This window comes from Bacillus sp. OV322 (assembly GCF_900112495.1).
Taxonomy (GTDB): Bacteria; Bacillota; Bacilli; order Bacillales; family DSM-1321; genus Peribacillus.
Genome location: NZ_FOMA01000008.1, coordinates 106,732 through 129,488 on the forward strand (window position 1 = coordinate 106,732; position 22,757 = coordinate 129,488).

At 40.7% G+C, this 22,757-nt stretch carries 19 protein-coding genes and 1 pseudogene; 16 read left to right on the forward strand and 4 right to left on the reverse strand.

From position 1 onward, the window contains the following. Nucleotides 1–7 precede the first annotated feature (7 nt). From BM126_RS23035 to BM126_RS18995, 6 genes are all read left to right on the forward strand, one after another. The gene (locus BM126_RS23035) at nt 8–940 is read left to right on the forward strand and encodes a hypothetical protein (protein WP_256213184.1); all 933 of its coding nucleotides are present in this window, start codon (nt 8–10) and stop codon (nt 938–940) included. A gap of 5 nt (nt 941–945) precedes the next feature. Next, complete coding sequence (locus tag BM126_RS18975; RefSeq protein WP_090990995.1) at nt 946–1,443, forward strand: SMI1/KNR4 family protein; 498 nt, start codon at nt 946–948, stop codon at nt 1,441–1,443. A gap of 695 nt (nt 1,444–2,138) precedes the next feature. Continuing rightward, nucleotides 2,139–2,903, forward strand: coding sequence for a MerR family transcriptional regulator (locus BM126_RS18980; protein WP_090990996.1), 765 nt, complete (start codon nt 2,139–2,141; stop codon nt 2,901–2,903). Nucleotides 2,904–3,227: 324 nt separating this feature from the next. Further along, nucleotides 3,228–3,380 carry a response regulator gene (locus BM126_RS22575; protein ID WP_177201498.1) on the forward strand — a complete coding sequence of 51 codons (153 nt, stop codon included), beginning with the start codon at nt 3,228–3,230 and terminating at the stop codon, nt 3,378–3,380. Nucleotides 3,381–3,448: 68 nt separating this feature from the next. Further along, nucleotides 3,449–6,490, forward strand: a complete 3,042-nt coding sequence (locus BM126_RS18990) for a beta-galactosidase, LacZ type (RefSeq protein WP_090990998.1) — start codon at nt 3,449–3,451, stop codon at nt 6,488–6,490. A 629-nt stretch (nt 6,491–7,119) separates the two neighbouring features. Further along, entirely contained in the window at nt 7,120–7,590 is a 471-nt protein-coding gene (locus tag BM126_RS18995) for a hypothetical protein (protein WP_090990999.1), read from the forward strand. Between the two features lie 251 nt (nt 7,591–7,841). On the opposite strand, the gene BM126_RS19000 is transcribed toward BM126_RS18995, so the two are convergent. Both BM126_RS19000 and BM126_RS19005 read right to left on the reverse strand, forming a co-directional pair. Continuing rightward, nucleotides 7,842–8,870, reverse strand: coding sequence for an ABC transporter permease (locus BM126_RS19000; protein ID WP_090991000.1), 1,029 nt, complete (start codon nt 8,868–8,870; stop codon nt 7,842–7,844). Beyond that, entirely contained in the window at nt 8,867–9,598 is a 732-nt protein-coding gene (locus BM126_RS19005) for an ABC transporter ATP-binding protein (RefSeq protein ID WP_090991001.1), read from the reverse strand. Before BM126_RS19005 ends, BM126_RS19000 begins: the two co-directional genes overlap by 4 nt. Nucleotides 9,599–9,847: 249 nt before the next feature. Here BM126_RS19005 and BM126_RS23045 point away from each other — a divergent pair. Then, nucleotides 9,848–9,976: pseudogene (locus BM126_RS23045) on the forward strand (TetR/AcrR family transcriptional regulator); the annotation flags it as partial. Between the two features lie 624 nt (nt 9,977–10,600). Further along, a complete protein-coding gene (locus tag BM126_RS19015; protein ID WP_177201507.1) occupies nt 10,601–11,332 on the forward strand; it encodes a GDSL-type esterase/lipase family protein in 732 nt (243 codons plus the stop codon). 220 nt (nt 11,333–11,552) lie between these two features. On the opposite strand, the gene BM126_RS19020 is transcribed toward BM126_RS19015, so the two are convergent. After that, nucleotides 11,553–12,332 carry a class I SAM-dependent methyltransferase gene (locus BM126_RS19020; protein ID WP_090991004.1) on the reverse strand — a complete coding sequence of 260 codons (780 nt, stop codon included), beginning with the start codon at nt 12,330–12,332 and terminating at the stop codon, nt 11,553–11,555. A 393-nt stretch (nt 12,333–12,725) separates the two neighbouring features. On the opposite strand from BM126_RS19020, the gene BM126_RS19025 reads away from it, so the two are divergent. The 3 genes from BM126_RS19025 (at nt 12,726) to BM126_RS19035 (ending at nt 15,280) form a co-directional block, all read left to right on the forward strand. Continuing rightward, nucleotides 12,726–13,415 (forward strand): pseudouridine synthase, encoded by a 690-nt coding sequence (locus BM126_RS19025; protein WP_090991005.1) that lies wholly within the window; start codon nt 12,726–12,728, stop codon nt 13,413–13,415. Nucleotides 13,416–13,610: 195 nt separating this feature from the next. Continuing rightward, entirely contained in the window at nt 13,611–14,015 is a 405-nt protein-coding gene (locus tag BM126_RS19030) for a hypothetical protein (RefSeq protein ID WP_090991006.1), read from the forward strand. Further along, nucleotides 14,012–15,280: an ammonium transporter gene (locus BM126_RS19035; RefSeq protein WP_090991007.1), complete on the forward strand. Its 1,269-nt coding sequence runs from the start codon at nt 14,012–14,014 to the stop codon at nt 15,278–15,280. Before BM126_RS19030 ends, BM126_RS19035 begins: the two co-directional genes overlap by 4 nt. A gap of 128 nt (nt 15,281–15,408) precedes the next feature. Here the strand turns inward: BM126_RS19035 and BM126_RS19040 are convergent, their stop codons facing one another. Next, nucleotides 15,409–16,800, reverse strand: coding sequence for an APC family permease (locus BM126_RS19040; RefSeq protein ID WP_256213186.1), 1,392 nt, complete (start codon nt 16,798–16,800; stop codon nt 15,409–15,411). Nucleotides 16,801–17,024: 224 nt separating this feature from the next. Between BM126_RS19040 and BM126_RS19045 the strand changes: the two genes are divergently transcribed. The 5 genes from BM126_RS19045 (at nt 17,025) to BM126_RS19065 (ending at nt 22,231) form a co-directional block, all read left to right on the forward strand. Next, nucleotides 17,025–17,933 (forward strand): acetamidase/formamidase family protein, encoded by a 909-nt coding sequence (locus tag BM126_RS19045; RefSeq protein WP_090991008.1) that lies wholly within the window; start codon nt 17,025–17,027, stop codon nt 17,931–17,933. Nucleotides 17,934–18,191: 258 nt separating this feature from the next. Continuing rightward, on the forward strand, nt 18,192–19,016 hold the full coding sequence (locus BM126_RS19050) for an SPL family radical SAM protein (protein ID WP_090991009.1): 825 nt from the start codon (nt 18,192–18,194) through the stop codon (nt 19,014–19,016). Nucleotides 19,017–19,119: 103 nt separating this feature from the next. Then, nucleotides 19,120–20,430, forward strand: a complete 1,311-nt coding sequence (locus BM126_RS19055) for a cytochrome P450 (protein ID WP_090991010.1) — start codon at nt 19,120–19,122, stop codon at nt 20,428–20,430. Between the two features lie 188 nt (nt 20,431–20,618). Further along, nucleotides 20,619–21,245, forward strand: a complete 627-nt coding sequence (locus tag BM126_RS19060; RefSeq protein ID WP_090991011.1) for a 5-bromo-4-chloroindolyl phosphate hydrolysis family protein — start codon at nt 20,619–20,621, stop codon at nt 21,243–21,245. Next, on the forward strand, nt 21,242–22,231 hold the full coding sequence (locus BM126_RS19065) for a toxic anion resistance protein (RefSeq protein ID WP_090991012.1): 990 nt from the start codon (nt 21,242–21,244) through the stop codon (nt 22,229–22,231). The genes BM126_RS19060 and BM126_RS19065 overlap by 4 nt, the downstream gene beginning before the upstream one ends. The last annotated feature ends 526 nt before the right edge of the window (nt 22,232–22,757 follow it).

Here is a 22,757-nt window from a genome sequence, read left to right on the forward strand (position 1 = left end):
TTTCAAATTGCAGGAATATTTGAAAGTCGCTGATAAAATTGGCTTTACAAACCTCCATCAAGATCAGCGGAGCCTGTACATGAGGTATATGGAAGAAGAGCTTAAAAAAGGAGCTACTATAGGTTTACTTGATGCGGGAAAGGACTTCGCGAAAGATATCTTTAATTTTGTGATGGACCCGGAAGCAGCGGAGATGGCAGTCTATGAATCTGTCATTCATTACAAACAAACCTATAAGATTATGGCAAAAGCGATTCACGACTCCTATGAAAAAAACATGGTGCATGGAGATTGGTATTCCAGGGCGCACTGGGTGACATATGCCATCGGTTCCGCTTTCGCCAATGCAATCGGCTCAAAAGGAATGGGAGCTGCCGCCAAAGCAGGGATGACTACAGCTAAAATAGCCGCAATAAAGAGCGCTTCCAAGGCCAGGAAATTTGTGCAGATTCCCCAAAGAACACCGTGGAACTATCAGTTTGCGGTAGATGGGCAGGTGCCCTATAATACGGTTAACAGCAAAGGATTGATGGACCGGCTTTCTGCGTTTAGTGCGGAGGGGAATGGTAGTAAAGGTATAGATAAAACTGTTAAACCTAATGATGTAGTACCATATAGACCTAGTAATTCACCTTTAGAAAATCATCATGGTGTTATGGATATATGGGCTAAACATAATGTTCCTAACTATGTAAGTAGAGGTGGGAATACCCCAACAGTAGCACTTACAAAAGAACAACATGCTGCTACAAAAGCTGTTTATAGAGAATGGCTATATGAAAAAACAGGTAAGAAGGTTGGGGGCAAAATTGATTGGCAATCAGTCTCTCCAAGGGAGATACAAGAACTGACAGAAAGAATGTTTAATGCTGCAAATGTTCCCAAATCAGCCAGACAAGAATATTATAATTCCTTAAATAAATATAATTATCGGGAGTGAAGCTAATGGAAAAGATAAAGCAGTTGCTCACACAAATAAACACTTTACCACATTGTCGTATCTTTGAGCCTTCTGGATTACCCATTATTGATGAAGAAAAGCATATTTTACCTAATGATTTAAAAGAGTTTTATAGTCTTTGTGGGGGACTAATTCTATTTGAAAATGAGGAATATCCAATTTATCTTGTGTCTCCTGATAAGCTTGTATTGGCAAATCCAATAATTGTAGGAGAATTATGTGAAGAAGATATCTCATCTAACTGGTATATTATTTGTAATGATGGAACGGATGAATACTTAACGATTGACCTCAATGAAGATAGACTAGGTAGATGCTACGATAGTTTTTTTGATCGCCATGGACTTGTAGGTGAGTCCCAGATAATAGCTACTTCTTTTACTGATTTACTTGAACAACTTATAAAAAATAAAGGTCAATATTGGTATTGGCTAAGAAGTGATTTTATCTCCCTAGGTGATGCATATGATGAGATTGAATAGCTAATCATTTATATAGAAAAAAAGTTGACCTTGATTGTCTATATGCCTTTCAAGGTTTCTTTTTTTGTTTGTGGGGCACCGAGTGACGAATAGTTTATTTTTTATTGAGAGATTATGAGTAACTCCTGTTAGCCATATATTATGTTTTTAAGGAATTATATAGTACTTAAAACACCTTTGAAACGTATTCCCTATTTACTCCTTATATTTGTTAAGAATAACCATAATATCATCATTATTCATTCTTTAACCTTTTTCTTACGAAGTGTTCAATACCGACTACCAAATCAAGAAGGCTGAAGGTAAGCGAACTAAAACAATAGCCAAATTAATCTGCATGATGAAGTGTTGATCCGACTGTTCACTTGAATGTCCATTGCAGATACTTCATCCCGAAGATATACCGGAGTATTTAAAAGCTTTGAAGCAATGGAAAGACAGCGTACTCAAAAACCCGTTCTAAAAAGATCTTTCTTAAAAGATGGTGCTTTGTTTATCAATTTTGCAAAGGTTTTTCATTGAATTGTTGAGTGGAGGAAGGTGCGAAACTCGAGCGCACCCCCGCGGAAAGCGAGCATCCTGATACGGAAATCAGCCTCCTAAAGCACATGGTTACGAAAACAGATTTTTTAAAAAATGGGTTTGACCTTTACGCTGCGTCAAGGTGTAAAGTGAAGATGTCAGGAGGGAATCACATGGAATATACAGTCCGAAAATTAGGCATTCTGGCTGGCATCAGCACGAGAACACTTCGGTATTATGATGAAATTGAACTCCTTAAGCCGGCAAGGATCAATTCGTCAGGCTACCGCATCTATGGCCAGCGGGAGGTCGATCGACTTCAGCAAATCTTATTTTACAGAGAGCTCGGACTCACATTAGAACAAATCAGGGAAATTGTCAGCAATCCTGCCTTTAACGGGACCGAGGCCTTAAAAGAACACCGTGAGAAACTCCTGGACAAACGAAGGCAATTGGATGAACTCCTCCTTAACGTAGAGAAAACGATTGCTTCACATGAAGGGAGAATGACAATGAAAGATCAGGAAAAATTCGATGGGTTTAAACAAAAACTGATTGAAGATAATGAGAAGCAATACGGAAAAGAAATTCGAGAGAAATACGGTGAAGATACCGTAAACAAATCAAACGAAAAGCTGAAGAATATGACACAGGAAGAACACGCAGAGATTACTCGTCTGACGGATGAATTGGAACAAACCCTTTCAGCCGCCTTTAAGGAGGGTGACCCTGCAGGGAAACTCGCTCAAAAAGCTGCGGAAATGCATAAACAATGGCTTACTTTTTATTGGAATGAGTACAGCAAAGAGGCCCATGCCGGACTTGCGCAAATGTATGCGGACGACGAACGGTTTAAGCAGCATTACGACAAGGACCAGCCAGGAACGGCAGAATTTCTAAGAGACGCCATCCACATCTACACAGGCGTAAAAAAATAACCCAAAAAGCAACCCTCCATTTTGCGGGAGAGTTGCTTTTTTTACTATATGCAGAAGTTATCCTGGCTTCCGATGCTGCTGCTCTAGGTAGCACGGACCTTAACCACTGCGGGCAGGTAATAATGGTTGTAATGGATGAGAAAGTTCAACCTCAATCGCCTCTAACGCACATGGCTCAAAAGAAATCATTATATAGATCCCAAAAACTCCTTTTCTCTAAAAATGGAAAAAGGAACTTGGGGCAATTTTATATTCAAAATTCATGAAAGCTATATAATAGGAATAAAAGCGCTTACTATACATAATTAAAAGCGGGGGATAAGTTTGGCTGAACAAGAGCTGTGCAGAACGCTTATTGTGGATGATGAAATTTTAATTAGACAGGGCATTAAGCATTATATTAACTGGAAGCAAGAGGGATTTATCATTTGCGGTGAAGCGTTTTGTAAATCTGGCCAAGCTGAAGGAAATCAGTAAATTCATCTGTCAATGTAAGCCCGGTTCCAGGCCCGCTATTTAACCAAAAAAGGGAGGATCTTAAAGATATGGAAATAAAACCTGAAATCAGCTGGTTAAGTGATGTTAATAAATACGCAGTAAATAGGCTTCCGGCACACTCTGACCATGTTTACTATGAAACGCTCAAGGAGGCAAAAGACGCAGGGCAAATGAGCATGAGGCATGAATTAAACGGAAACTGGAAATTTGACTACAGCACCAATCCTGGCAGCCGCCCCGATCATTTTTATGAAAAAGAATTTAATTGCTCGGGCTGGGGGGACATTAAGGTCCCCGGGCATATCCAAATGCAGGGTTACGGAAAACCTCAATACGTGAATACCATGTATCCGTGGGATGGCCTTGCTGATATCCGTCCCCCGGAAATTCCGATGGACCATAATCCTGTGGGAAGTTATGTGAAGGAATTTTCACTTCCGCAAAACATGCAGGGCAAGCCAGTCTATATTTCTTTTCAAGGTGTAGAATCCGCTTTTTATGTGTGGATGAACGGAGAATTTGTGGGATACAGTGAGGACTCCTTCACACCCTCAGAATTTGAGCTTACTCCTTTTCTTTCAGAAGGAAAGAATAAGCTTGCGGTTGAAGTATACCAAAGGAGTACCGGAAGCTGGCTTGAAGATCAGGATTTTTGGAGGTTTTCCGGTATATTCCGTGATGTGTACCTTTATACAATTCCGGAGATTCATATAAGAGATCTTCACATTCATGCTGATCTGGATTCAACATTTACTAAGGGTTCTCTAAAAGCAGATCTTTCATTTTTAGCTGAAAATCGTGTTCCTTCTAAAATCACTGGGGAATTGTTTGATGCAAACGGAAATAAAGTTGCCTCAGGAACAGGGGAATATGCTGGCGGAAGCTCAAATTTGTCGCTGACTCTGGATAATCCGGAGCTATGGAGCGCAGAAAGCCCTTATTTATACAAGCTGTATATTCAAGTATTTGATGAAGACGGGCATTTATTAGAGGTTGTACCGCAGAAGGTTGGGTTCAGAAGGTTTGAGATGGTTAACAAGTTGATGACATTAAACGGAAAGCGCATCGTTTTTAAAGGCGTTAACCGGCATGAATTCAATTGCCGGACTGGACGTGCCATAACGAAGGAAGATATGCTCTGGGACATCAAAACACTGAAACGAAATAACATTAATGCAGTCCGCACGTCTCACTATCCGAATCAAAGTTATTGGTATGAATTATGTGATGAATACGGCGTATATGTGATTGATGAGATGAATTTGGAAACACATGGATCCTGGCAGAAGATGGGTGTGGTTGAGCCTTCATGGAATATTCCCGGAAACAAACCGGAATGGAGGGATATTGTCATCGACCGGGCAGTATCCATGCTCGAGCGCGACAAAAATCATCCTTCCATCCTAATATGGTCTTGCGGGAATGAATCATATGCGGGTGAAGTGATCCTGAGTGTTTCCCAATACTTTAAAAAAGCAGATCCGAGCCGGCTTGTCCATTATGAGGGTGTTTTTTATGACCGCAATTATAATGATACCAGCGATATGGAAAGCAGAATGTACGCGAAGCCGGCTGAAATTGAGACATACTTAACTGAAAACCCGGAGAAGCCTTACATCAGCTGCGAATATATGCATGCAATGGGGAATTCTTTGGGAGGCATGTATAAATACACAGATTTAGAAAAGAAATATCCTATGTATCAGGGTGGCTTTATATGGGATTATATTGATCAATCACTTATAAAAAAAGATCGTTACGGACAGGAATTCCTTGCTTATGGCGGAGACTTTGAGGACCGGCCGACAGATTACGGCTTCTGCACCAATGGAATTGTGTATGCCAACCGCGAGCTGTCTCCAAAGATGCAGGAAGTGAAATTTTTGTATCAGGACTTCAAACTGCACCCGGACAGAGATGGAGTCACCATCTTTAATGACAGTCTTTTCACAGACACATCACTATATGACATGGAGTACATTTTGTTCCTTGAGGGCAGGGAAGTATTTGGGGGTGTACTGAAAACATCTGTAGCGCCGCAAAGCGAAGGGCGTGCTCACTTTAACTGGCCTGCGGAAGCTGCGGAGCGTTCAGGCGAATATTGTATCCAAACCTTTTTCAGGACCAGGGAAAACCGGGATTGGGCGGAATCCGGCTATGAAATGGCATTTGGGCAGTATGTATTTCAAGTGGAAGCTCAGCATGCGGCTCCTTCAATAGAAAGCATAGATGAGCTGAAGGTTATCCATGGCGATGTGAATATCGGGGTGCACGGCAAGGATTTCAGAGCGATCTTCTCCAAGCAGGCCGGCAGTCTTGTTTCCCTGGTTTATGATGGAAGAGAGATGATTTCCCTTCCTCCGGCACCATTGTTTTGGAGAGCCACAACAGATAATGACAGAGGCTTCTCCCAAATGTTCGAATCAGGATGCTGGCATACGGCAAGCATGGCACGCAGATGTACAGACATTGATGTTGAAGAAGAAAATGGGTATGTTAGCATCATCTTCACCTATAAATTTTCCATCAGCGGAGATATTGGTGTCATGATGAAATACACAATTGACAGCGCTGGACATGTTCGTGTCCGTTCTGTTTACAAAGGAGCAGCTAAGCTTCCGCAGCTGCCGATCTTTGCTGTCACTTTTAAGGTTCCGGCAGATTATGATCAGCTTGAATGGTATGCAATGGGCCCTGAAGAGAACTATTCTGACCGTTCTATGGGTGCAAGGCTCGGAATCTTTAAAAATAGTGTTTCAGAGAATATTTCTTCCTATCTTATGCCTCAGGAATCTGGAAACCGGACCGGTGTACGTGAATTGAAGATTGCAGACAAGCTTGGGCAGGGAATCAAAATCGCCTCTGCTGGTGAACCGCTGGAGTGCAATGTTTCCCCTTATACAGCTTTTGAACTTGAAAATGCCCAGCATCACTATGAACTTCCGAAAACGCATTATACAGTCGTTACGGTTGCGGGAATACAAATGGGTGTTGGCGGAGATGACAGCTGGGGAGCGCCGGTTCACCAGGAACATCTCCTGCTGGCAGATCAGGATTTGGAATTTGAATTTACCATGGACAGAATCTAGATTGTTATAAAAGGAAACAAATTCAGGACAGCAATAGTTTGAAACATAGAGGCCTATCCCCTGTATAGCAAGGGCTCTCATGTTTCTGCAGTGCCCAATCACCAGACACTGCGCAATGTACCGCTTTCATCTAGGGCGAATACAGCTTACTTTCGAACCATTAGTAGGAACTTGATCCTCTGAAACTATCTGAAGAGGAGAGAGGGAGATTAAAGCTCAAGTATCTTTGTATACGCTTCCTACAGAGTTTAACGGCGCTAACAGCCAGCAGGCCATTCGCGGAGGAACTATCAGTCACAAATCTTTTATTTAAAAAGTACCCATTATATAATGTAAGATATATCTAAGTCTGTCTGCACTGGCGATTCTCCTTAGGGGAATCGTCTTTTCTTTTGCATTCATGGGGACATTTAATTACGAATTAAAGAAAGAAAATCAGAGGAGTTTCATAGATTAAGAAAGAAACATTTAAGAGGATCGTCCAATTAATGGTAAATAAAAATACAAGGAATAGCTTAAATAATAAAAGGGTATAGGATAACAGAACCGAAATAGATAACAAAGGGATTAATTTTTCTCAAATTCTCATATAGTTATATGGAATTACTATTTGTTTGGAGGAATGAGATATGAAAAAGTGCCTGATCTTCTTGATTGCCATCATGATTCTGCTGCCATCTGCCCTTGCATCTGCCGCTTCATCCAGTACGAATGCCACTACATATTTTACATCCATGAATTCAACCAGCAAAGGTGTTACTGCAAAAGCCGATTATATCCAATGGTATAGGGGCGAACGTGCCAGCCAGGAAGCCCAAAAAGACCACGAGTGCTACTGGTATAAAGGGAAATGCTATGTACCGGATGATTATTACATACGAAATGTGAATAAAAAAATCCGCAGCTTAAAAATCTCGAAAAGTGCCGTTATTACAATGGTGACCTATCAAATAGAAAAAACAAACGATATAAAGAAACAAAGAATTTCTTTGTCAGCATTCACTAAGGAAATGAAAAAGAAGCGGTACCGCTATATACCCTTCCATATCACCGTTAAAAATGGTGTCATAGTGAAAATAACTGAACAATTCATTCCTTAATAACTAAAACGGCATCATTCCAAAGATTAGGGGTTCGGTTGTGAAATACAAAATCAATTCACATCAAATCACACCCAAATTCGCACCTTGATTAACACTCCAATTAGCATTTATATTAGCGTAGAAAAACGCTCTGAGTTTTTATTCTCAGGGCGTTTATTTAAATTGGCACATATTTAATGCTCAAAAAAAATTCGTTAGCAACATCCATTCAAAAGCAGCATAAACCAAAACCGCAATAATAAGGAATATTATAGTTTTCTAAATTTTTTCAATGCGTGTGTGTTTAATAAGTATAACAGAAGAGCATATGCCATTAGACCAAGAAGATAACCCCAGATTTGAAGGAAACCATCGCCATAAAGCATTACACTCTTAATTGCGGCTACACCATAATAAACTGGCATAATGTAACACAGATTTCCCAGATGGTATGGAATCACATCTAATGGAATCAGCCCCGAAAAGAAAACTTGCGGAATAATAGTAAACGGTATCAGTTGCACGACTTGCAGTTCTGAACTAGCAAATACAGAAATCATCGCACCAAATGAAACGGCTGTAACCGCTAATAAAACCATTGCGGCCAAAATCCAACCAAGGTTCCCGACTGAACTTAATTTCAGCACATATAAGGAATAGAACACAATAAGAATTGCTTGAATAATCGCAAATACTCCGTATCCAATCGTGTAACCAAGAATGACCTCACCACGTTTGATTGGTGTCATCATCAACCTTTCCAATGTTCCGCCACTTCGTTCTCTTACAAGCGCCATCCCCGAAATGATAAACACTAGCAAGAATGAGAAGAGACCAAGAAACACATATCCGAGGGAATCAAATGTTGACTCACCTTGCGACCCATAGACATAGGACATTTTTACTTTTGCCGAAGGATTTAATGAAGTCATCGCCTTTTGAATTTCATTTACTGCCTTTGCACCCTTAGATGAAGATTCAAACATTGTAATAGTCGTTCCTGAGCTTTTTGAGATAGTGAAAATCGCATCTACATTTTTATGTTCTTTCAAATAATGTTTTGCATGTTGAGCATCATTGTTTGAAACATTTACAACTTTTAAATCTTGTGCTTTTAACGCTGTTACAAGAGGTACAGGCATTGTGTTTTTATTTATTCCAACTGAAGGTACATAACTTGAATTACCAAGCAGGAAATAAATCAAGGTCAAAGCAAATAGCGGTGCAACTAAAATCATCATTACGCTTCGTTTGTCATTTAACGTTTGGAGAATGACACGTTTAGCTAAGTTCATCATTGCCCAACACCACCTTCTGAATCATTTGAAGCAATAAAGAACAGTTCTTCGACTCGTCCACTTTCAGTTTTATTAAGTAAATTTTTGACAGTATCATATTGAATCAAGGAACCGTTATAAATGAGCGCTGCTTTATCGCACTCTGTCACTTCGTCCATAACATGAGTGGAAACAATAATGGTTGTTCCTGATTTTTTAATTTCCTGAAACTGGTCCCATATCGTTCGACGTAACACAGGGTCGATTCCAACTGTCGGCTCATCTAAGAATAAAACTTCAGGAGAATGCAAAATGGCAGCCGCAAGCGATAGCCGCTTTTTCATACCTCCAGAAAAATTTTTCACCAATTTTTTTCGATACTCAGCTAAATTCACTAAATAAAGTACCTCATCAATACGCTTTTCTAATTGAACTTTATCTAAATGATAAAGTCCTGCAAAAAATCGTAAATTAGCTTCAGCGGATAAGTCGTCATACAAAGCATCGTTCTGTGGCATATACCCTATCTTTTTTAACATGTTCATATTAGGCATTTTCACGTCTTCATAATGAATGGTTCCGTTATCCGCAGCAATAGCTCCTATCATCAGGCGAATCATCGTTGTTTTTCCAGAACCCGAAGGACCGAGCAAACAACATATTTCTCCAGTTGGAATCGTAAGGGTAATATCTTTTAAAACTGTCTTTTTTTCAAAACTTTTACTGACATTTGAGACTTGAATATCCATTGGATTTTTACCTCCTCTTATTGGCGGTGATAACACTATATAATTTTTCTTATACACATTTATTTCAGTTCCTCTATATCTTTAAATAAATAAACAACACGTTGTTTGCTGTGCAATTTCATTGTAATTATAGAGAAAACCATTATCAATAATCAGAAACAAAGGATATGTCGGTTATCCAACACATTTTCTGAATGTGTTGGAAAAAATAGGAGGAATGGGAATACGGGCTGTAAATCCTGAATTTGAGATGCACTAGTGGAATTAATAGAAGAAAATGGTTTAGATGTACTTACGGTTAAAGACATTACTATGAGGGCAAAAATCAATCGAGGAACCTTTTATGCCCATTACCAGGACAAGTATGAATGCGAGGAAGTTTATTGTCATATGAGCATAACAGAAATTGTAAATATATACGATGAATTGTTAATGTCCTTGAGCGTATTTTGGATTGAATTAGAGTAAAGATAGCTTTTTCCATCACCACGGCTGTTGTGAGTGGTCGTTCCAAAATGGATAATTTTCTACGGATGTGTTGAATAAACAAGTGGCTGCATTGTCATTTGCATAAAAAAAATTAACCCCGCAATATCTTTTGGCTAAAGAGAGGATAAATCCGTGGTGCAATCAACAGAATGGAAACCTCTATCGGGAGTGGCTAAAGAATGTTCAATCGGATTATCTGCATATTCGTTATTTATCCCGTTCTTGTGAGAACCACGATGGATGGAGTTGATTAATGATTTTTCCTCGTCTGTTAAAAAAGCCAGCATCAAGGAGGCTCACCGCACGCCCGGTAAAAGAGAAGATTCCTGCGTTCCAATCGATCGACCAATTTACAAAGGTTATCTTTTGAAGACTTTATCAGTGTTTTCGCTTTGTATATGTAGTTTTTTGCCGAAAAATAATTGTTCAGGGTGTGAAGGATTTATTATCAAGAGAAAAGAATTTAGGAGAGGAGTTGATTTTAGGTATATTATACCAAAAGGGGAGATTGTGATGAACGGGAAAAAGAAAGCAGCCAGCTTGGCTCTGGCCGGTGTTTTGTGTATTGGGCTGCCTTTTAGCGCCATGGCAAAACCAGTACAGAAAGACCTTCCTCAGCACGTGCAGTATGTTGCTTTAGGGGACTCTTTGGCGGCAGGGCAGACACCCAATGGCTATATTGACTACAGCTATGCGGATTATCTTGCAGGAGACTTTTCTGCGAATAAGTACAAATATAAGCTCGATGATTTCGATAACTTTGGTGTGCCCGGCTATACATCTGCACAGGTCAAAACGGACCTTCTAAAAAGCGGGAAGATAAGAAAAGAAGTAAAAGAAGCCACACACATCACCCTGGATATAGGAGCGAATGACCTTCTCGGCAAGCTTAATGACCCAGCGCATGTATCGGAAGCCATTTCTGCCGTAAGCTCAAATCTGCAGACAATCCTTTCCACTATCCACAAGCTTAACCCGCATGTGAAAGTGTATGTAATGGGCTATTATAATCCATATCCATATATGCCAAAAGATCAGCAGGCAGCATTAATGCCGCTTTTGAAAGCGCTTAACGCGCAAATCCAGACAGTTACTATGCAATATAAGGGTACCTATGTAGCGACAGAATCGCTGATTGCTAAAAAATACAAAGAATATATTACAAATAAGCAAAATATCCATTTATCACTAAGCGGCTACAAAGCGATTGCGGGTGAGTTCTGGAAAGCGATGATGAAGAAGTAATAAAGCTAAAACATCTGATACTAAAAAATAACGGGTTCAGTTTTAAAGTACAAGTGCTTTTCACGCGATAAATCGCAGTTGAACGGCAGTTAGCAACAAAAAAAGCTCGGAGCTATTATGCTTCGAGCCTATTTTATATACTTTGTTGAGGCTCAGTACCCATAGCTTAAGAAATCGTTTCACAAACTACAGAGAATTTTGGAATTACTCAAGTCTTATTTTACACTTTTTCACATACATAAATTAATTCATAACTATCGTTTGATATAGGCGTTTCCTTCCAATCTTTAAATATGTTCACTATCTTCAAGCCGTTAAATAATAAGATTCTTTCCATCTCTTTTGGGAAGACGTAGCGTAATCTTATATTAGTTCTTTTTTCATCTATAATTTTACCTTCATTGTTTAGATATTTTCTTATGGTTGCATAGTTTTGAATTTGCCTCAACGAATCATATCTACTAATGGTAAACACATCCACCTTATTTGTAGTATCTTCATCTATATATGACTTCCAATATTCTTCAGTATCAGGCTGGAATAACTCTTCAGGACTAGGGAATCTTGTATTAAAAATAAAGACGCCACCATGTTCTAAGTGTTTATTTACAGATGAGAATAGCCCATCCTGTTCCTCATTCGTAAGAAAGTGCTGAAACGAATTTCCTACAGAAAATATAAGATTACTCTTTACATTTAAGTTAAATTTAGTACAATCCTGTTCAACCCATTCAATTTGCAATTCAGGTTCTGGTGACTTCTTTTTGGCCTCACGCAACATTCCTTTATGGATATCAACTCCTATGAGCTTATAACCTAATCTCGCTAAAGGAATGGTTGCTCGGCCTGTTCCACAGGCTAAATCAATTATTGGTAAGCCCTCGCTTTTTGAGGCCCATTTAATTAAAAAAGAAAGATCCTCAACATACTTATCATTTTCCCTATCATATAAAATAGGATCATCGTACTCTTCCGAATTTGTTTTTACCTTTTCCATCATTTACTCCTTTAAAAAGTCTTTTCCTCAACTTTATACCGTAAACAGTAAATCCTTCTTATACATTACTGCTCTGTTATTTGAATAAGCCTTCCTATCATTTTAACATAAATATCCAGAAATTTTCTTGATCATTTATAAACACCAAATCACATAGCAAATAGCATGCTGACAATCACTTTTGTCACCTTACTGAAAGGAGTCAAAATTCGTGTGCTAAAACCCCCTAAATGAACTACCAAAAAAAAGCAATCAAATTCAGTTACGAATTGAACTGCTAATTTGTATGCGAATTTTATTTTTATGTTCGAAAACCGAACCCGTTACTAAAAAAATCAGGTGTTTTTATTTTGTATTTCAGCTAGAATAGCAGAATCAGACGAAAGCAGGTTGAACATGAGAATTAATAAGTATATAAGTGAGACAGGGTATTGCTCCAGGAGGGAAACGGACCGGCTGATTATGGCTGGGAGAATCACGGTAAATGGGCTGGTTTGCATGAAGGATACACTAGTTGAATATAATGATGATATTTTAATTGACGGAAAGCCTATCCCTTGTAAAAAGGAGCATGTGTATCTGATGCTGAATAAGCCTGCAGGCATTACCTGTACGGCAGCGAAGCATGTGGAAGGAAATATTATAGACTTTATTCATTTCCCTGAAAGGATTTTTCCGGTCGGCAGGCTGGATAAGGATTCCGTTGGATTAATTTTATTGACGAATGACGGAGATATTGTCAATAAAATCATGCATTCAGAGAATATGCATGAAAAAGAATATATTGTCACAGTGGATCGTCCCATCACAAATGCTTTCATTGAAAAGATGTCTGATGGGGTAGAGATATTGGACACGGTGACAAAGCGTTGTGACGTACAAAAGGTCAATGAATTTATGTTCAGAATCATTCTGACACAAGGGCTTAACCGGCAAATAAGGAGGATGTGCAAAGAACTCGGATATAAAGTGGAGAAGCTGGAAAGAGTAAGAATCATGAATATCCTTTTAAATGAACTGGAACGGGGACAGTGGAGAAATCTCACAGAAGAAGAACTGACGCTTCTATTCCTGCAGTTATCATAATAATCCAAGGTTTCGCTTAGGACAGTATAGCGGGATCTTTTTTTATGTTCAATTTTGAACCGGTTATTTTAGGGTGCTTATCACAGGCCATATTAAGTATTTGTCCATTGCCAAAGCTGCGGTTGTTTTGTTGACTTGAGGGGCAATTATTCATATAATCAGAAAAAGTAACATTTTCATGTGAGGAGATATAACATGGATGTATATGATGATTATTACCAGAATATTGCTTTTACAGTTCCTTATGAAGAAATGATTAAAATATTTAAAAATCTTAGAGATAAACGAAATCACGAGATTGACAGGATTAAAGAAAAGATTAAAAAATATGAACAGAAAAAAAGAGCGGAGGAAGCTTGGTATCAGTCATTGTCTTCAGTGAGAAAGTTTTTTGCGGGCCGCCCTCCCGCACATCATCAGGCCGTCGAATATCTTGTTCATGTAAAAGAACGATTTGCAGCGATTGAGCAATTAAAAAAGCAGATAAATAACTTGGATGAAATGACTGCGATGCTTAAAGAAGAACCTGAAAAAGAAAGGATTGTTCTGCCGCATTCCTTAATAGAAGAAATCAGGGAATGGAGGGACAATGAAAAATGACGATACATGAAATAAATGCAGGCCTTGATACCATCTGGGTTGTTCTTACCGCAGCTATGATTTTGCTGATGGAAGGCGGATTTGCCTTGCTGGAGGCGGGATTTGTGCGTTCGAAAAATAGCGTTAATATCATAATGAAGGTATTCGCGGATATTACAATAGGCACGCTTTGTTATTATCTGGCTGGATTTGGCTTAATGTGGGGTGCTGATTATCTGGGGATATCAGGGAAAAATGGCTTTCTGTTAAACGGTGATCTTTCCCATCTGAAACTCTCAATATCGAATGACACCTTTTGGCTGTTTCAAGCAGCCTTTGTCATTGCGGTTGTCTCCATTGTTTCAGGCGCAGTAGCTGAACGAATAAATTTCCGTGCATATTTGTTATATGTTGTGCTGATGACAGCTTTTATCTATCCTATTGCCGGACACTGGGTATGGGGAGGCGGGTGGCTTGGCAAATTGGGGATGCAGGATTTTGCGGGGTCTGCTGTGATTCATGCTCTGGGAGGGTTCTCTGCGTTGGCTGCCGCTAAGCTTATCGGGCCGAGAGCCGGAAAGTTTACCTTAGGCGCTGCAAGCTCCGTTGCCTTGCCGAGCAATCTTCCCTTGGCTTCTGTGGGGGCATTTTTACTTTGGTTTGGCTGGTTTGGTTTCAATGCCGGCAGCACGCTGCAGGCAACTGATGGCCGGATTGGGCATATTGCTATTGTGACCATGCTGTCCGCTGCATCAGGCGGGGCTGCTTGCCTGATTTATACATTATTTATTTACGGGCGTTCAGATGCACCGGCTGTAATTAATGGCTCCCTGGCAGGACTTGTCGCTATTACGGCAGGCTGCGCCTATGTCAGTGACGGTGCCGCGATTTTTATCGGTGCCTCAGCAGGTATGGTTATGCTTGCCGCAACAAGCTGGCTGGAAGCGAAACAAATTGATGATCCGGTTGGTGCCTTTCCTGTCCATGCCGCATCAGGAATATGGGGCACGATAGCGGTAGGGCTTTTCTCTGGAGATGGCGGCCTTTTTACAGGAGGCGGATGGAAACTGCTTGCGGTACAGCTTCTCGGATTGGCTGTTTTATGTGCATGGGGCTTTTTATTAACCTGGTTTGGTTTAAAGCTGATAAAAATCTGGGTTCCGATCCGTTCAACAGAGGAAGAAGAGGAAATTGGCCTTGACATCAGCTACCATGGAATCATGGCGACTCATGATTCAGCCGATTTTATTATAGCGGAAAATAGGTTTCCTGATAATAAAGACTAAAAAGGAGATGCAGCGCTGCATCTCCTTTTTCCTGGTTTTGCCGGATTTTTTGTCTTCGTGAAATCCTCTCTAGTGGTTAAAAAACCTCCGCCTGTCCGTCTTGCAGTAAAATAAGTCCCGTTTAAAATCTACATATCCTTCAAAACTTCAGGAACTACTTTATATCCTTTTGATTTAACTGCACCGACAATAATCCCTATCAATAGCCAGCTGAAACCGGCGAGGAAGGTCATCTTATCGAATCCCGACCATACGTAAGCGATAATCGCAAATCCAACAAGAGGAAGCACCAGGTATTTAATGGACTCTTTAAAGCTGCGAAATTTCTTTTTGATATAAAAATATACAAACACCGTAATATTGAGCAGCATAAAGGATGTTAATGCTCCGAAGTTTACAAACTTGATAATGGTTTCAATCGATAAAAAATTGGCAGCAATGACAGACAAACCTCCGACAAAAAGAGTGGCGTTGAACGGCGTTTTATATTTCGGGTGGATTTTCCCGAGAAAGCTTGAACCAGGCAGAAGCTTATCACGGCTCATGGAATACAAAATCCTTGAAATGGCTGACTGTGCGGCTAGTGCATTTGCGATGCCGGATGCCAGAACATTTACAATGATCAGCATGTAATAAAGAAAGCTTCCGCCAGCTTCCCTGGCAATATCGAAGAACCCCATATCCGGATCAAGATTTTTGTATGCTGGATGAATAAGGGCCGCCATGTAGGTTTCTGCCATGAAAATCAGTCCTAGTATGATCAGTGCAGCCACTGTTGCCTTTCCGACCGTCCGGGTTGGATTTTTTGTTTCCTCAGACAGCGTGCTGATGCCGTCAAAGCCGAGAAAACTTAATACAGCAATAGATGTTGCTGTTGCAATAAAACCGAGATTTAGGTGCTCGGATTGAAATAAAGGGGCTATAGCGAATCCGCCCGCACCCATTCCGTCAGCGAAAACAAACTTTAACGCATAGCCAATGAAAATTAACAAAGCAATCAATTCAATCCCTAAAAGAATAAAATTGGCCCGGGCAGCCATTTGGATGCCTACTGCATTCACGATGGTATTAATGGCGATAAAGGCAAGCACCAAGACAAATGCAGGGATTGACGGGGCTAGAGTATGAAGCCATAGACCGGAGAATGCATATAACAGGGCAGGAGCCAAAATATAATCCACCAGTATCATCCAGCCTGATAAAAACCCGATATGAGGATTCAGTCCCCTCTGGACATATGAATAAACAGAACCCGCAACAGGGAATTCGCGGCTCATTCTGCTATAGCTGAGTGCCGTAAATACCATTGCGATGATGCCGACCAGGTAGACAAGCGGGACCATCCCAAAGCTTTCTTTAGAAACGATGCCATATACACTCATTGGGGCAATAGGGACCATAAAGATCATTCCATAAATGAGCAAATCCTTAAAGGTTAACACCCGGTTTAATTCCTGTTTATAGCCTTTTGAAGGAGGCTGCCCTGCGGCAGTTCCGGTTGTTTTCTGTGCTTGTGCCATCTTATTTCCTCCAATTCTATCGATATTTGAATTTTCTGTCATGTTTTGTGAGACTGTTGCTTTCAAGTATTATTGCAGTACTCTTTTACGATGTTAATAGTTTAGTTCGCTGAAGGTTTGGTGTCAATATATTAGTTAGTTTAATTTAGATAATTCTAATTAGTTTAATTATTTAGTGTGAATACGTATAATAATAGAAAAATCGTAAAAGGGGTTATTCTGAAGTGGAATTAGTAGAATGCAAGCAACAATCCATTTATGCTTTCAGCAAAAAAAATGAACCCATACAGAGTGTGGCTGCCGGTTCAACGATAACAATTGAAACCTTTGATTGTTTCGAGAATCAAATTACTTCAAACGATACAGGAATTAACTCTATTGACTGGGACAGGATCAATCCGGCGACTGGGCCGATTTTTGTAGAAACAGCACATCCTGGAGATATTTTGGCAGTCAAAATAGAAAAGATAGAGTTGGGCGATTTAGGAGTGATGACAGTAGGCCCTGATTTAGGAGTGATGGGACATAGGCTTCAGGAGTTTGAAGCAAAGATGATCCCGATTAAAGAGGGAAAAGCAATTTTTGATGAGCGCCTTCACATTCCGCTGAATCCGATGATTGGCGTAATTGGCGTTGCGCCAGATGGGGAACCGGTATCTTGCGGAACGCCTGGGGCCCATGGCGGGAATATGGATACGAAATTAATCACGGAAGGAGCAACCCTGCTGTTCCCTGTTTTTGCAGAAGGTGCCCTATTTGCACTGGGCGATCTTCATGCCGCAATGGGTGACGGTGAAGTTGGCGTATCGGGCATTGAAATTCCAGGCAAGGTAACTGTTACGCTATCGGTGATCAAAGGACAGTCGATTGAACATCCGGTCCTGCTTTCAGATGAAGGTGCTGCAACCATCGTGTCTGCGCCGACTTTAGATGAGGCGTCAAAAAAGTCAGTGGAAGAAATGATAGATTTACTTCTTCCGCATACAGATTTAACGATCAATCATATGACCATGCTGATGAGTACAGTTGGGCAGGCCCAGATCTCCCAAATCGTCGATCCGCTTTTAACAGCGAGATTCTTCGTGCCGCAGTGGGTGCTTGATGCATACGGCATCAAACTGTTTTCTCTATGACATGCTAGACTTTTCCTGGACTTAAGCTTTGGCTTGGGTCCTTTTTATATGGAACGAAAAGCTGATAAAGTGGTTTTTACACCTGTCCGTGATACACTTTTTATATAGATTTTGAGCCAGACGTTAGACCTTTGCTGATGGTTGTCCAGCTTTTTGAGAGGAATTGGGCTGGCAAGTTTAAAAGAGTCTTTATACAAGAAAAATCATCTAAGCAATTAAATATAGATAGCTATAATCTCGTAATAGAAAGGTGATAAAGTGAAATTACAGCTGAAAGATATTGTTTCCAAAAGCATTCTGACCCCTGGGAAAGGAGCATTGGATGATTATACACATTCATTGAATCCTTACGCTGGATGCTCATTTGCATGTGAATATTGCTATGTCAGGCAGCTTCCGCTTTCGCTGTACCGCGAGGAAGAGTGGGGAAGCTGGGTGGATGTGAAGACCAATGCCGCTGAGCTGCTGAAAAAGGAATTGTCGAAGGCTAGGAAGAAGGGGGCTGTCACCATTTTTATGTCGTCCTCTACAGATCCGTATCAGCCTATAGAGGTTAAAACAAATCTAACCCGCAGTCTGCTGGAGGTCATGCTTGATGATAGTCCGGATTTTCTTCACGTTCAAACACGCTCTCCTCTTGTAAAGCGCGATATAGACTTGTTTAAGGAATTTGGAGACAAGATTAGAGTATCCATGACAATTGAAACGGATAAAGAAGATATCAGAAAAGCCTTTTCTCCGTCAGCTCCTCCTATTCAAGCCAGGATGGAGGCCTTAAAAGCAATCAGGGAAGCTGGTATTACTGCTCAGGCAGCCGTTTCGCCGCTCCTTCCGTGTTCAAGGGAGTTTCCAAAAAAACTGAAGAACATTGCCGACCGGGTTGTCATTGATGATTATTGGATGGGAGACGGAAGCAGGGGAAAGCGGACAGAAAACCTTGGGATATATGAGATTTATAAAAAAACAGGCATGGAAAAATGGTACAATCCAACCGCATATAAAGTAGTCCTCAGAATGCTGCAGCAGGAGTTTGGCGATGATGGGATTTATGTTTCTAAACCTGGCTTCGGTCCCCGGAATTAGAGAGCGCATTCGGATGTGCGGGCAGCATGCTGAAAACGGAAAATCAGTGATGAGTCTGATATGCTGGGAAGACATACCGCATTACAGAAAATGGAGGGTTTCTATGAGCAGAGTGATTGATATTGACCGGTCGAGAGTGAGAAATTTCTTTCACTTTCAGCGTGATCCGCTTGGTTTTTTGGTGGAAACAGCTGATAAAGGAGATGTTGTTTCTTTAAGAACAGGCACCTTTCAATCCACATATGTGGTAAATTCCCCAGAGTTTATCAGGGCTTTGCTTGTCACTCATGAAAGCAGGCTCGTAAAAGGGCGATCTTCAAACGTGCTGAGGCGAACCATAGGAGACGGCCTCCTGACGTCGGAACATAATCAGCATAGGCAGCAGAGGAAGTATATGCAGCCTGCTTTTTATAAAGAGCGAATTAACAGTTATGCCAGGACTGTAGTTGAAGAAGCAGGAAAATTTGCAGATGGCCTTCAAAATGGGAGTGTCATTGATGTTCATGAAGAAATGATGCAGCTTACACTGTCAATTATCACTAAAACCATGTTTCACGCTTCAGTGGATGAAGATAAACAAAGGCTATCGGACGCCGTGGATACAACCATTGCCCAGACAGCTGGCACACTGTTTTCTCCGCTGATTCTTCCGCTTGGATTTCCAACAAGGGGGAACCGCAATCACAAGCATGCGATTTCAGAGCTGGAGACGATGATATATAACACTCTGAATAGAGCAAAACAGCAGGAACTCCCTGATGATTCTTTATTGGGCATGCTGATAGAAACAAAAGATGATGATGGCAATCCTATTTCTGATGAGGAAATCAGGGACCAAATGATGACCATGCTTTTAGCTGGCCACGAAACGACCGCAAGTCTCCTGACATGGGTGTTCTATCTATTGAGCGATCATCCCGAAGCGAGAGAAAAGGTGCTGGCTGAAGTGAAGCAATGCCATAAACCCTATAGCTTTGAAACCTTCATGCAGCTTAGCTATACCAAGCAAGTAATAGAGGAAACTCTAAGGCTATATCCTCCTGCGTGGATTATTTTAAGAGAGTCGAGGCAGTCGATTGATATTCTGGGGGAAACCTTCACTGATAAAAGCTCTTTTCTCATTTCCCCTTATGCTATTCATAGGAATCCAGCTGTCTTCCAGGATCCGTATTCCTTCAAGCCAGAACGCTTTAGTCCTGGCAGGTCTTATGAGCCATATACTTATTTTCCGTTCGGCGGCGGTCCCAGAGGCTGCATCGGTTCGCGTTTTGCCATGATGGAAGCTGTATTGATTCTGGCTGTCTTAATAGAGAAAGCAGAGTTCCGCCATAAAGAAAAAGAAATTATACCTGAGCCGCTTGTCTCTCTCAGAGTAAAAGGCGGACTTAAAGTGTCAGTAGAGTTAAATGGATGAAGACAGGATATTCACTATAATGCAGGGCACAATACGACTTAGGGCTTAGTGCTGATAAAACCCGCGGTCTATAGAAAAAATCCTCGGTTTTATGTAGAATGTACGGAGAATATGATTTACTTTTTCTTACTTTTTCGGCCGGGAAATGATACGATATTGATAGAGAATAAGTCAGGAGTCGATATAGAATGAAACCATTTTTTACTGTTGTCCTTCAGTTGTTTTTTGCGATCCCTGCTGCAGTTTTTGTTTGGCTTGGCAGTTACTTTGCCATCAATCAGACCTTTTTGCTTTCGAGTGTTTATGCATTGGGCGCTGGGGCATTGGTGTACCTGTTTGTTTCTCTGTATATGAAAATCAGGTTTTTGAGAAAGCATGGGCTTTCAAGGAAAGAATATCAATATATTAAGGGCAATCTTGACGAAGCAAAAGCAAAAATTCATCGTTTGCATAAATCCCTAATATCAATCCGCCAAATTACATTTTTGAAAGAAAGGCTGGAATTAGTGCGAATCACCAGAAAAATTTATCACCTTACAAGAAAAGAACCTAAACGCTTTTATCTTGCAGAGCGCTTTTATTTTTCTCATTTGGATTCGGCCGTGGAGCTTACTGAAAAGTATATCCTGCTATCCTCGCAGCCAAGGAAAAGCAAGGAAATTACACAAACGCTTCAGGATACCCGCAGCATGCTTGTTGAGCTTAATGCAACAGTCGAAGAAGACTTATTCCAGACTTTATCGAATGATATTGACCAGCTCCACTATGAACTGGATGTGGCCAGGCATTCGATGAAAGCCATGAGGGAATCTTGATTAGAGACCTGGAAGCGGGGGCAATCATGGAAGGATATGGCCAGGGGCTGAAAGAGGCGCAGGATGCATCCGGGCGGTTAACAGCGGAAAACCGGGAAGAAGCTAAAAGGCTCGCCAATGAGCTGGACCTGAAGGATCATCATGCAATCCAGTCATTTGGAGGACAGGCTCAGCAGAACCTTTCTTATCTCTCCGATAAGCTGTTGAAGCATATTCAAAAAAGAGATATTGCCTTTGCGGGTGATGTGATTAGTATGCTTGCTGCAAAGCTTACAGAGCTTGATCCTAACGAGCTTTTTGAGAATGAATCTTCCTTTTTGGGGAAAATTTTCGGCAAAAAAGGAGCTGTACCGCAAGAACTGATTTCCAAATTCCAAAAGGCGAGTGCGGAAATAGACCGGCTGACAGTAAAAGCAGAACGCTGCAGAACAGCACTGTTATCTGATATGTTTTTACTGGAGAAGCTGTCTCGCATCAATGAAGAATCTTTGCACCTGCTTAATAGCCATATTGCTGCGGGGGAAATCAGGCTTAAAGCCATGGAACTGGATGTGAATCAGGGAAACTGGGACACAAGCCAGGTTATGTTGGGGGAAAAGCTGGAAGAGCATGCTGCTCAGAAATTGGAGCAGCGTTTATACGATTTGAAATTAAGCCGTGAAGTCGCTGTGCAAAGCGCTCCGCAAATCAACTTGATTCTTCAGGCTAATTCCGCGCTTGCTGACAAAATCGAAACATCTATCATGACAGCCGTTTCACTATGGAAAAACCAGGTGGCCATGGCCATATCGCAGCTGCGGAAACAGAGTACCCGTCAAATGAGGGACAAGGTTCCAGAAGCTGAAAATGAATTGTTTGTAAAGAATGCTGAAATTCTCAAGACGGTAACCGCCAACACGGTTAAAGAGCAGCAGAGCGGGCTGATTGATGTGCAGACCCTATCTTCAGCGTGTAAGAAACTGCTTGCTATTATAAAAGCAGAATAAAGAAAACCAGTGAAGGAGCTTCACTGGTTTTTTATATTGTTCGGCTATTATTTATGCTTCATATTCTGTAACGCCTTGAAAAGAAATATGTTTTCACAAGGAGTATGGATTGAGTATATGGTAAAATTTAGTTATCTTTCAGCGGTCCAGCATAGGGAAACAATTTTATTTGAGAAGGGAATGAGGGAGCATGGCACAAAGATTGAACTATTACTCATTCATAGCGTCATTTGTTTGTTGGGGATTGTTCTTGTTTGTGTGTTTTACAGGTGTTTTCAATTCAATTAAAACTTCATTAAACATTATCTTAACTCTTACTATCATTTCTTTTTTTATATGCTTCATTGGACTTAGCTGGATGAAAGATTGGAAATCATGCATAAGGAGTATGACAGCATTATTTTTAACTTTAGGGCTATTGGCCGTACTTATCTTTATCATCGGTACAGGCAAACTGCTTGGCTAAAAACTTGGCTAAATCAAATAATAGTTCAAATTTATGGACACTTTCTGGTTTTTTTGGCTC

Excerpts from the sequence above, each read along its gene's own strand:
- BM126_RS18975 (WP_090990995.1), top strand. The coding sequence starts at position 946 with ATGGAAAAGATAAAGCAGTTGCTCACACAAATAAACACTTTACCACAT.
- BM126_RS18980 (WP_090990996.1), top strand. The coding sequence starts at position 2,139 with ATGGAATATACAGTCCGAAAATTAGGCATTCTGGCTGGCATCAGCACG.
- BM126_RS18990 (WP_090990998.1), top strand. The coding sequence starts at position 3,449 with ATGGAAATAAAACCTGAAATCAGCTGGTTAAGTGATGTTAATAAATAC.
- BM126_RS18995 (WP_090990999.1), top strand. The coding sequence starts at position 7,120 with ATGAAAAAGTGCCTGATCTTCTTGATTGCCATCATGATTCTGCTGCCA.
- BM126_RS19000 (WP_090991000.1), bottom strand. The coding sequence starts at position 8,870 with ATGATGAACTTAGCTAAACGTGTCATTCTCCAAACGTTAAATGACAAA.
- BM126_RS19005 (WP_090991001.1), bottom strand. The coding sequence starts at position 9,598 with ATGGATATTCAAGTCTCAAATGTCAGTAAAAGTTTTGAAAAAAAGACA.
- BM126_RS19015 (WP_177201507.1), top strand. The coding sequence starts at position 10,601 with ATGAACGGGAAAAAGAAAGCAGCCAGCTTGGCTCTGGCCGGTGTTTTG.
- BM126_RS19020 (WP_090991004.1), bottom strand. The coding sequence starts at position 12,332 with ATGATGGAAAAGGTAAAAACAAATTCGGAAGAGTACGATGATCCTATT.
- BM126_RS19025 (WP_090991005.1), top strand. The coding sequence starts at position 12,726 with ATGAGAATTAATAAGTATATAAGTGAGACAGGGTATTGCTCCAGGAGG.
- BM126_RS19030 (WP_090991006.1), top strand. The coding sequence starts at position 13,611 with ATGGATGTATATGATGATTATTACCAGAATATTGCTTTTACAGTTCCT.
- BM126_RS19035 (WP_090991007.1), top strand. The coding sequence starts at position 14,012 with ATGACGATACATGAAATAAATGCAGGCCTTGATACCATCTGGGTTGTT.
- BM126_RS19040 (WP_256213186.1), bottom strand. The coding sequence starts at position 16,800 with ATGGCACAAGCACAGAAAACAACCGGAACTGCCGCAGGGCAGCCTCCT.
- BM126_RS19055 (WP_090991010.1), top strand. The coding sequence starts at position 19,120 with ATGAGCAGAGTGATTGATATTGACCGGTCGAGAGTGAGAAATTTCTTT.
- BM126_RS19060 (WP_090991011.1), top strand. The coding sequence starts at position 20,619 with ATGAAACCATTTTTTACTGTTGTCCTTCAGTTGTTTTTTGCGATCCCT.